This is a genomic window from Kribbella qitaiheensis, from assembly GCF_042657745.1.
GTDB classification, from domain to species: Bacteria; Actinomycetota; Actinomycetes; order Propionibacteriales; family Kribbellaceae; genus Kribbella; species Kribbella qitaiheensis.
In genome coordinates this window covers 26,647-34,201 of the sequence record NZ_JBHSKE010000072.1, presented here as the reverse complement: position 1 = coordinate 34,201, position 7,555 = coordinate 26,647, and the positions used below count along the sequence as shown (strand labels likewise).

General features: G+C 69.0%; 9 protein-coding genes. 6 read left to right on the top strand and 3 right to left on the bottom strand.

Annotated features, from left to right (window positions below; genetic code table 11):
• Nucleotides 1–301 precede the first annotated feature (301 nt).
• A complete protein-coding gene (locus tag ACFPJ1_RS38580; RefSeq protein ID WP_380111289.1) occupies nt 302–1,303 on the top strand; it encodes an RNA polymerase subunit sigma-70 in 1,002 nt (333 codons plus the stop codon).
• Here the strand turns inward: ACFPJ1_RS38580 and ACFPJ1_RS38575 are convergent.
• Complete coding sequence (locus tag ACFPJ1_RS38575) at nt 1,278–2,111, bottom strand: alpha/beta hydrolase family protein (RefSeq protein ID WP_380111288.1); 834 nt, start codon at nt 2,109–2,111, stop codon at nt 1,278–1,280. The genes ACFPJ1_RS38580 and ACFPJ1_RS38575 overlap by 26 nt on opposite strands.
• 96 nt (nt 2,112–2,207) lie before the next feature.
• On the opposite strand from ACFPJ1_RS38575, the gene ACFPJ1_RS38570 reads away from it, so the two are divergent.
• Nucleotides 2,208–2,735 carry a CGNR zinc finger domain-containing protein gene (locus tag ACFPJ1_RS38570; protein ID WP_380111287.1) on the top strand — a complete coding sequence of 176 codons (528 nt, stop codon included), beginning with the start codon at nt 2,208–2,210 and terminating at the stop codon, nt 2,733–2,735.
• A gap of 189 nt (nt 2,736–2,924) precedes the next feature.
• Here ACFPJ1_RS38570 and ACFPJ1_RS38565 read toward each other — a convergent pair whose 3' ends face one another.
• Nucleotides 2,925–3,497, bottom strand: coding sequence for a TetR/AcrR family transcriptional regulator (locus ACFPJ1_RS38565; RefSeq protein ID WP_380111286.1), 573 nt, complete (start codon nt 3,495–3,497; stop codon nt 2,925–2,927).
• A 65-nt stretch (nt 3,498–3,562) separates the two neighbouring features.
• Here ACFPJ1_RS38565 and ACFPJ1_RS38560 point away from each other — a divergent pair, with 65 nt between their 5' ends.
• The 4 genes from ACFPJ1_RS38560 (at nt 3,563) to ACFPJ1_RS38545 (ending at nt 7,228) form a co-directional block, all read left to right on the top strand.
• Entirely contained in the window at nt 3,563–4,783 is a 1,221-nt protein-coding gene (locus ACFPJ1_RS38560) for an SDR family NAD(P)-dependent oxidoreductase (protein WP_380111285.1), read from the top strand.
• A 93-nt stretch (nt 4,784–4,876) separates the two neighbouring features.
• Nucleotides 4,877–5,365, top strand: coding sequence for a hypothetical protein (locus ACFPJ1_RS38555; RefSeq protein ID WP_380111284.1), 489 nt, complete (start codon nt 4,877–4,879; stop codon nt 5,363–5,365).
• Nucleotides 5,366–5,372: 7 nt separating this feature from the next.
• A complete protein-coding gene (locus ACFPJ1_RS38550; RefSeq protein WP_380111283.1) occupies nt 5,373–6,590 on the top strand; it encodes a sensor histidine kinase in 1,218 nt (405 codons plus the stop codon).
• On the top strand, nt 6,587–7,228 hold the full coding sequence (locus tag ACFPJ1_RS38545) for a response regulator (RefSeq protein ID WP_380111282.1): 642 nt from the start codon (nt 6,587–6,589) through the stop codon (nt 7,226–7,228). The genes ACFPJ1_RS38550 and ACFPJ1_RS38545 overlap by 4 nt, the downstream gene beginning before the upstream one ends.
• A gap of 42 nt (nt 7,229–7,270) precedes the next feature.
• Here ACFPJ1_RS38545 and ACFPJ1_RS38540 read toward each other — a convergent pair whose 3' ends face one another.
• On the bottom strand, nt 7,271–7,546 hold the full coding sequence (locus ACFPJ1_RS38540; protein WP_380111281.1) for a DUF1905 domain-containing protein: 276 nt from the start codon (nt 7,544–7,546) through the stop codon (nt 7,271–7,273).
• Nucleotides 7,547–7,555 lie beyond the last annotated feature (9 nt).

Here is a 7,555-nt window from a genome sequence, read left to right as displayed (position 1 = left end):
CGCCCTCCAACGCCTCCTCAACGAACCCAACAAACAGGCGGCTTGACACAGGGCTCCTCTTGACGCACACCGGCCCGACTAGCACCATCACGCAGCCCGGTGACGCAACCACCCGAGCCTGTATGGACGGCAGCACCTCCGCCCGCGCCGGTGGAACCACCTCCGCCCGTGCCGGTGGAACCACCTTCGCCTGTGCTCGTGGGATCACCTCCATCCATCCGGTGGGAACCGATTCCTTTGGCGGCCGGCTTCGGTCTGTCTTTTGACGGAGGGTTCTGGTGAAGGAGGCAGACTGGTGCAGGTGGCGGTTTCGGAGGAGTTTGTCGGGGCGACCGAGTCGTTTCGGCGTGAGTTGGTGGCGCATTGCTACCGGATGGTCGGGTCGGTCGAGGATGCCGAGGACCTTGTGCAGGAGGTCTATCTGCGGGCCTGGCGGGGCTGGCGGAAGTTCGAGGGGCGGGCTTCTGTGCGGACCTGGCTCTATCGGATCGCCACCAACGCTTGCCTCAGCGCGCTGCAGCACCGCGACCGGCGGTACGTGCCGTCCGGGCTCGGTGCGCCCGGGGATGATCCCCACGCGCCGGTCGAGCTCGCGGCGCCGGGGACGAAGTGGGTCCAACCGATACCCGATGCCATGGTCGATCCGGCGGAGATCGTGGCCGAGCGCAACAACCTTCGGCTCGCGCTGATCGTCAGCCTGCAACACCTTCCGCCGCAGCAGCGTGCTGTGCTGGTACTGCGGGAGGTGCTCGCGTTCTCCGCTGCCGAGGTGGCGGAGATGCTCGAGTTGAGCGTGCCTGCGGTGAAGAGCAGCCTGCAGCGGGCCCGGGCCACCTTGGCCGAGGTGGAGGCAGACCGCGAGACGATCACCGAGCCCACCGACGCTCGCGCGACCGAGCTTCTCGACGCCTACCTCGCCGCCTTCGAGCACTCCGATCCAGCGGAGCTGGAGAAGGTCCTGCGCCGCGACACCGTGCTCGAGATGACCCCTGCACGCACCTGGTTCAAGGGACTCCGGACCTGTATGCCGTTCTTCGCAGCCTCGGCGCTGGGCTCGCCCGGCGACTGGCGGATGCTCCCGACCAGGGCCAACGGACAACCCGCGGCGGCGGCGTACCGGCGTACCGGAGCAGGGGTCTACGAGGCCTTAGGGATCGCGGTGCTGGAGGTGGCGGAGGACGGGATCGCCCGGATCACCGTGTTCGGTGACCCGAGCCTGGTCTCCGTCTTCGGCTTCCCTGCGATCGCTACCCCCAGTCCAGGTAGCCCCGGTCCAACTAGCCCAGATCCAGCTGGTCGGTGAGCCAGGCGAGTCTGTCGTCCTTGGCCTGCTGGTTGAGGAAGTGTTCCGCGGTCTCGTAGAGGCTGACGGTCGCCTTCGGGTTCGCGGCGCTGAAGGCGGCCCGGATCTCCGGCGAGGCGAAGATGTCGCGGCCGGCCCACTGGAAGTAGACCCGCTTCACGTCGCCGACCGTGTCGATCGGGTCGAGGCCGGCGAAAACCTTGCGATAGGCAACGGCCTGGTCCGCGGGCAGCCCCAGCCAGTACTTGTCGAACCAGTTCGCCCAGGTCGCGTCACCCGCCATGAACACCAGCGCGTGCGCCCGGCTCTTCAGCATGGAGCCGTACATCGCGCCGTAGTCGTGCCCGATCACCGCGGTCCGGCGCGGATCCACCCCGTCCTGACGGAGCAAGGCTTGGTACGCCGCCTCGACCGCGGCGAGCTGGTTCGTCACCTTGGTGCGGTCCGACTTGTCGCCGACCGGGTCACCCGCCCAGGGGAAAGTCAGCTGAGGCAGGATCGCGACCGCGCCCCGCCCGGCCAGCGCGATCGCCTCGGCCAGGAACTCGGTCCGGTTCTGCGTCGAGTTCGGCGGCGCGAACCAGTGCAGGTAAAGCGCTCCAGCCAGTTTCTCCGAGCGTCCCACCCGCGCGGGCCGGACCAGGTACGCCGTGACCGGTGCCTGCCCTTTCACTGGGATCTGGATGTCCGTCACCACCACCGGTTGCGGCTGCTTCGGCCGGTCGAGCTGTCCCGCGTTCGATGCGCCCGCCGCGGTGACGCCCAGCATCACGGCGCCCACCACGGTCGCCACCAGGAATCGCTTCATCCCCACCCCTTAGTCATCAGTTGCTAAAATCCGTTGACAACTGATGACGGTGGAGCGGGCTGGGTACACGGTCAAGGCCGGGGGAGGATGTGCGGCGTGAGCAGGGTGCCGACGGCTGATCCCTTGCTGGGGTTCGTGCTGGACTTCTGCAACACCTACGACCTGCTCGAGGATCCGCCCGACCGGCTGAGCATCCCGCTGGTCGTCCGCCTGGCCGATCGCTCGGAACTCCCGCCGCCCGGCCTCGACGACGAGGACCTCGAGCGCGTGCGCGCAGTACGGAACGAGCTCTACGAGGTCTTCGCCGCGGACTCCCCGGACACGCAGATCGGCGTACTGAATCGGCTCTTCGACTCGTACGGCGCTACGCCGCGGCTTGTGGAAGGGCCACGGCTGGCGGCGACGGGCGGGTCCGATCCAGTCGCCCGGCTCGCCGTGGCGTCGGCCGACGCGCTCGCGCGGGCGATCGCCGAGGGTGCGGGGGACCGGCTGCGGACGTGTGCGGGCGATCCCTGCCGGTGCGTGTACGTCGACCGGAGCAAGGCGAACCGGCAGCGCTACTGCTGCGAACTCTGCAACGACCGCATGGCCTCGGCCGCCTACCGCCGCCGCAAGTCCGACTAGCGGCGCTAGTCCAACTAGCGGTGCAAAGGCCCGACCAGCGGCCCTCCGACTAGCAGCGCTAGCTCGGCTAGCGGTGCAGATCCCGGCTAGCGGCGCTCCGGCTAGCGGTGCTAGTTCGACTAGCGGTGCAAGCCCCGGCTAGCGGCGCTCCGGCTAGCGGTGCTCGTTCGGCTAGCGCTGCTTGTCCGGCTAGCTGAGGGCGCGGACCGCGAGGTGGGTGAGGGAGTCCGCGTAGGCCCGATCGAGCGGGTTCGTCTGCAGCAGCCAACGGTGGTAGATCGGGCCGAAGATGATCTCCACGGCCACGTCGAGGTCGAGATCGGCCGAGAGTTGGCCGGCCTGCTGGGCTGACTCCAGTCGTCGCTTGGTCGCCGCAAGTTGGGGACCGAGCATCCGCTCCAGGACGCTTTCGCTGAGGGCCGGCTCGTGCTGCATGTCGATCATCAGCGCCCGCAAGGTGGCCGAGGTGTTCGCGTCGGCGAACTCCTCGACTGTTGCCCGGAGCACCTTGCGCAGATCGGCGGTGAAGTCGCCGGTGTCGGGGAGCTCGATCTCGTTCTGCTCGGCCAGCAGTGCATCGAGGATCACGGCGCCCTTCGACGGCCACCAGCGGTAGATCGTCTGCTTGCCGACCCCGGCGCGCGCGGCGATTCCCTCGATCGTGGTCTTGCCGTAACCGAGCTCAGCCACCGCCGCAGTGGCCGCGTCGAGGATCGCGGTGCGGGCCCGGTCGCTGCGGCGCCTACTGTCTGGACTCTTCACAGACGAGACGATACGGTTCGTCTCGTAGGAACACAAGGACTCGCTCTCTCGAGAAGGGGCCGCACATGACGCAACGCCTGTGGTTCATCACCGGCGCGGGCCGTGGGCTCGGCCGCGCCTTCACCGAGGTCGCGTTGGAACACGGCGACCGGGTGGTCGCGACGATCCGCCGCGACGGGGTCCTGGACGACCTCGCCAAGGAGTACGGCGACCGACTGATCCCGCGGCGGCTCGACATCGCAGTACGGGACGACGTCTTCCGGGTCGTCGATGAAGTGGCAGCGACGGTCGGTACGCCGGACGTGGTCGTGAACAACGCCGGGTACGGCCTGGTCGGGGCGGTCGAGGAGTTGTCCGAGGAGGAGCTCCGGGCGCAGTTCGACGTCAACCTGTTCGGCGCGGTCTGGGTGACGCAGGCGGTGCTGCCGCATCTGCGGGCACGCGGGTCCGGCCGGATCGTGCAGGTCTCCAGCGTCGGCGCGGTCGGGCATCTTCCGTTGTTCGGCGCCTACAACGCGACCAAGTGGGCGCTGGAGGGATTGAGCGCCGGTCTCGCCGAGGAGGTCAAACCGCTCGGCATCGACGTCCATCTGCTGCAACTCGGCGGCTTCGCCACCGACTGGGCCGGCTCGAGCATGCGCTTCACCACCGCCGACCCGGCATACGACGAAACCCGCACAGCGATCCTCGGCATGCCTAGCTACCCCACACCGGAAATGATCCAGGCAGCCACAGACGAAGCCGCGGCGGAGGTGCAGGCCGGTACAGGTGACCTGTCTCCGGCTGGCGATCTCGCTGCCGCAGTGGAGGGTGGCGCAGGCGGGGTCGCGGCGGAGAGTGCTGCGGCTGAAGAGGGCGCGGCAGAAGGCCCTGCGGGTGAAGGTGTTGCGGCGGAGGGTGCTGCGGGTGAAGGGGCCGCGGCGGAGGGTGCTGCGGGTGACGAGGCTGCGATGGGGAGTGCTGCGGGTGAAAGGGTCGCGGCGGAGGGTGCTGCGGGTGACGAGGCTGCGATGGGGAGTGCTGCGGGTGAAGGGGCCGCGGGTGAAGGGGTCGCGGCGGAGGGTGCTGCGGGCGAAGGGGCTGGTGACGGGATGCCGGAGGATGAGTCGCCGAGGGTGGCGGCGGAGGCTTTGCTGACGTTGCTCGACGAGCCGGAACCGCCGCTGCGCGAGGTGATCGGCGCGGGCGCCCACGAGATGGTCCGGATGGCTCTCGGCTGGCGGCGGGACGACTACGAACGGGACCCGGCCTTCGTCTGGCCGGACGCGTCTCAACCCGTGGGTTGAGAGGGGATCCATCCGGGTCCAACCTGAGGGCCGACGTCCGGCGCGGTGAATCCGGCGAGTCTGGAATCACCAAACTCGTCGAAAGGAACTGTGATGTCGGTCAACCTCCTGCTGGGCATCTTGATCGGGGCTCTCGTCGTGGTCCGGGTGGTCGGCCGCCAGGTGCGCGGCTCGATGGTGACCCAGAAGTCCCTGGTGGTGATGCCGTTGATCCTGGTCGCCGTCGGCCTGCTGACCGCGCGGAACGCGTTCAGTACGGCGACGCCCGGCGAGCTCGCGTTCTTCGTCTTCGACGTAGTCGCCCTCGTCCTGATCGGTCTGGCCCGCGGTGCCAGCACCCACTTGTCGCAGCGCGAAGGAGGCCTTTACCAGAAGGGCACCGGCCTCACCCTCGCGCTCTGGCTGCTGACCATCGCCATCCGCGTCGGCGCCGGCCTCCTCGGCTCCGCGATGGGCCTGAACGGTTCGCTCACCAGCACCGCCCTGCTGCTCACCTTCGGCCTGACCATCGCGGCCCAGAACGTGGCGGTCTACCTGCGGGCGCAGCGCCTGAACATCCCGCTGGCTGTCGAGCGGGCATGATGACGGTATGACCGAGCTGTCGCATCCAGACCTCGAGCGAACCGTGCGCGAGGGCTGGTTGCAGCAGGCGTGGCATCGGCTGGTGGCGTTCGGGAACTCACCCGTTCCGGGGACCGTGCTCCGGCTGGTGCCGACCGGCCTGGTGATCGCGACGCTGATCCTCACGGCCGGTTCGCCGGATCGCCGCCAACTGCCGATCCTGATCATCTTGTTGCTCGCGGCAATTGTTGTGCTGGGCAACCTGGCGATGCTGCCACTGCGGTACGGCGAACCACTCGGCCGGCGCCGCGAGATCGGCCTGCTGTCCTTCGTGCTCGCCGGATCGCTGCTCTGGTTCGCCTTACCCGACAGCGTTCTGGTTGTCCTTCCCTTCTGGGCGGTACGAACAGCCGTCCGGTACCGGATGCCCGGCCCGGTCGAGATCCTTGTGGTGCTCCTCGGCATCGTCGGTGCCAGCCTCCCGATCCTGCTCAACCACGGCTCTCCTGGTGGAGCCGTCGGTACTGCGGTAGGCGTTGTCGCGCTGCTTCTTGCCTCCATCAACCGCCGGGTTCGAGAACAGCAACTCGACGACCTGCAGGTATCCCTTGCCCGCAAGCAGGCCGCGATCGAGGAGCACAGCCGCGCGGCCGCACTGGCGGAACGTGCCCGGATCGCGCGGGACGTGCACGACGTACTGGCCCACTCGCTGGCCGGGTTGTCGCTCAGCCTGCAAGGTGCGCGATTGATGCTGGTCCGCGACGGCGCGTCGGAGGAGGCGATCGGCCAGGTCACCCGGGCGCAGGGACTGGCCGCGGAGGGACTAGCCGAGGCTCGACGTGCGGTAGCGACGTTGCGCGAGGACTCCGTTCCCGATGTCAGGGCGCTGTCCGATCTCGTTACGGCGTTCAGGCTGGAGAGTGGGGGCGCGGCCACCTTCGAGGTGGAAGGAGAGCCGCGGGCGTTGCCGGCCGAGGCGATGACCGCGCTGTACCGGGGGTTGCAGGAGGCGCTGACGAACACCCGCAAGCATGCGCCGGGGGCGGCAGTCGAAGTACGGCTGGCGTATGAGAGCGGGTGGACTGCCCTCACGGTGGAGGACCATCCCGGCAGGCCTCCGGCACGGGGTGTCGGGGGTGGCTATGGTTTGGTCGGGATGCGGGAGCGTGCCGAGTTGATCGGTGGCAGCCTGGAGGTCGGTCCGACGGAGGACGGGTGGCGAGTTCGGTTGGTGGTGCCGGCGTGAGCGATCTGCGGGTGGTGGTCGCGGACGACCAGACAGTGGTCCGCGACGGCCTGGTGACGCTGCTGCGCCTGCTGCCCGGGATCGACGTGGTCGCAGCGGCTTCGGACGGGCAGGAGGCGGTGGAGTTGGTCGCCGCGCACAAACCGGACGTGCTGCTCGTCGACCTGCGGATGCCCCGCTGCGACGGGGTGGAGGCAACCCGGCGGGTGCGGGCGGAGTACCCGGGCACTGAGGTCGTCGTACTCACGACCTACAGCGACGACGACTCCGTGCTCGCCGCGCTGCGGGCCGGAGCGCGCGGGTTCCTCACGAAAGACGCCGACGCGGAATCGATCGGGCGGGCTCTGCACGCGGCCGCTGCCGGCCAGTCGATCGTGGACGGCGAGGTCCAGCGCCGCCTGATCGAGGCGAGCACCGCCGTACCGACCCCTCGGGACGCGGCGCCGGACGGGCTGACGCCGCGCGAGACCGAGGTACTGCGGTTGATCGCGGCCGGGTTGTCGAACACAGAGATCGCGCGGGATCTGGTGGTCAGCGAGGCCACGGTCAAGACCCACATCAACCACCTGTTCGCCAAGGCGGGCCTGCGGGATCGCGCGCAGGCGGTCGCCTATGCCTACCGCCTCGGACTCGGCTAGAGCCGGTCTTCCACGCGACGACTCGGACGCCTGGCGGTTCGGCTAGAGCCGCTCCTCCAGGTGGACGGTGATCTCCTCGCCGGGCGCCTTGCCGATCAGCTTGCGGAGCTCGCCCTTCACCGGCAGCTTGTGGGTGCCGTCGCCGATGGCCATGAACGAGCTCTCGAACGGGTGGCCGTCCATCGTGCCGCGGACCTTCACCAGCCCGCGGGTGCCGAAGTACTCGGCCGAGCCGGGCATCTTGACGTAGGTCCAGCCGCCCTTGGCCGGGCTCTGCAGCAGCGGCGCCGTGAACTGCTTGTCCAGCTTGGTGCTCATCGTGGTTCC

Excerpts from the sequence above, each read along its gene's own strand:
- ACFPJ1_RS38555 (WP_380111284.1), top strand. The coding sequence starts at position 4,877 with ATGTCGGTCAACCTCCTGCTGGGCATCTTGATCGGGGCTCTCGTCGTG.
- ACFPJ1_RS38560 (WP_380111285.1), top strand. The coding sequence starts at position 3,563 with ATGACGCAACGCCTGTGGTTCATCACCGGCGCGGGCCGTGGGCTCGGC.
- ACFPJ1_RS38575 (WP_380111288.1), bottom strand. The coding sequence starts at position 2,111 with ATGAAGCGATTCCTGGTGGCGACCGTGGTGGGCGCCGTGATGCTGGGC.
- ACFPJ1_RS38540 (WP_380111281.1), bottom strand. The coding sequence starts at position 7,546 with ATGAGCACCAAGCTGGACAAGCAGTTCACGGCGCCGCTGCTGCAGAGC.
- ACFPJ1_RS38550 (WP_380111283.1), top strand. The coding sequence starts at position 5,373 with ATGACCGAGCTGTCGCATCCAGACCTCGAGCGAACCGTGCGCGAGGGC.